This is a genomic window from Novosphingobium colocasiae, from assembly GCF_014652555.1.
GTDB lineage: Bacteria > Pseudomonadota > Alphaproteobacteria > Sphingomonadales > Sphingomonadaceae > Novosphingobium > Novosphingobium colocasiae.
In genome coordinates this window covers 3,030-4,038 of the sequence record NZ_BMZA01000045.1, presented here as the reverse complement: position 1 = coordinate 4,038, position 1,009 = coordinate 3,030, and the positions used below count along the sequence as shown (strand labels likewise).

The window sequence follows — 1,009 nt, the reverse complement described above, 5'->3', positions numbered from 1 at the left end:
TCCTCCTCACCAGAAGAGAATCAAAGATTGCCGACTTTTGCAATGGTCCCGGATGCGTCAGATCGGTCGGGTAATGCTTGGCGCGCTTCTCATGTTAAGCCATTCGCTCACGGCTCGCTTGGGTCCACATCCCAAGCTTGGATCACGTAAGCCGCTGTCGCTCAACCCATTATCAATGGGGTTCCCAGGTCAGTAGTTAAGGTCCGAACTGATGGTTGCGGCCGCGCATCAGCTAATCTAATGACAGGAAGGCTGCATTTGGAGTGTCAAACGGGTGAAAAAGCATATCGCGGCGAAGAAAAATGAAACGAGGCGGGGCCATGCGCCGGGCCCTCAGAAAATTCCCCCTGTCATTGATGATACGCTTTCACCGCGGGAAACCCTGCGCGTGCTCATCCGAACACGCATTGTCTCCGCAGGCAGAAAGTGTTTTCAGGCCTACGGATTTGCGGCTACTACGATCGAAAATATAGCGCTTGAGGCAAAAATTGGCCGCACGGCAATCTACCAATATTTTAGTAATAAAAATGAAATAATGCGACAGGCTATCGAAGAAGATGAACAGCTTTTTTTCGAAGCGTTTGTGGCTACGATGCCTTCGCCCCACAACTTAAAGACAAAAACACGAGCCAAAGAAGAAATTCGACGTGGCGTTTTAGCCATGTGCGAAATTTATCGGTCGGAAGGCGCATTTTTACGTGTGATCCGAGAGGCCGCTTTAAGTGATCAGAGTGTTGCCGATTTGTTGAATACCAACTTCGAAATTTATGTTAGATCCATCTTTGAGCGTACAGTGGGAGCCATCGAACCACAAGACGTTAAACGTCTTGAGATAAGAATCTGGATCGCGATTATGGCCGTAGATCAAATATTTCTGCGCTTCATAAGTGATGGCGCAGCGTTCGACGAGGAAATCATCGTCGACGAGTTGACAGACTTGTGGGCTAGCCTTGTCTTCAATGTTCGCTAGGCGGCGTGAACAAATTCCGTGGCGTTGCGGAATTTGTCC

Annotated in this window: 1 protein-coding gene; it reads left to right on the top strand. The window is 49.1% G+C overall.

The annotated features are described in order from the left end of the window. Nucleotides 1-274: 274 nt before the first annotated feature. Nucleotides 275-970: a TetR/AcrR family transcriptional regulator gene (locus IE122_RS18010; RefSeq protein ID WP_189622610.1), complete on the top strand. Its 696-nt coding sequence runs from the start codon at nucleotides 275-277 to the stop codon at nucleotides 968-970. Nucleotides 971-1,009: the final 39 nt, after the last annotated feature.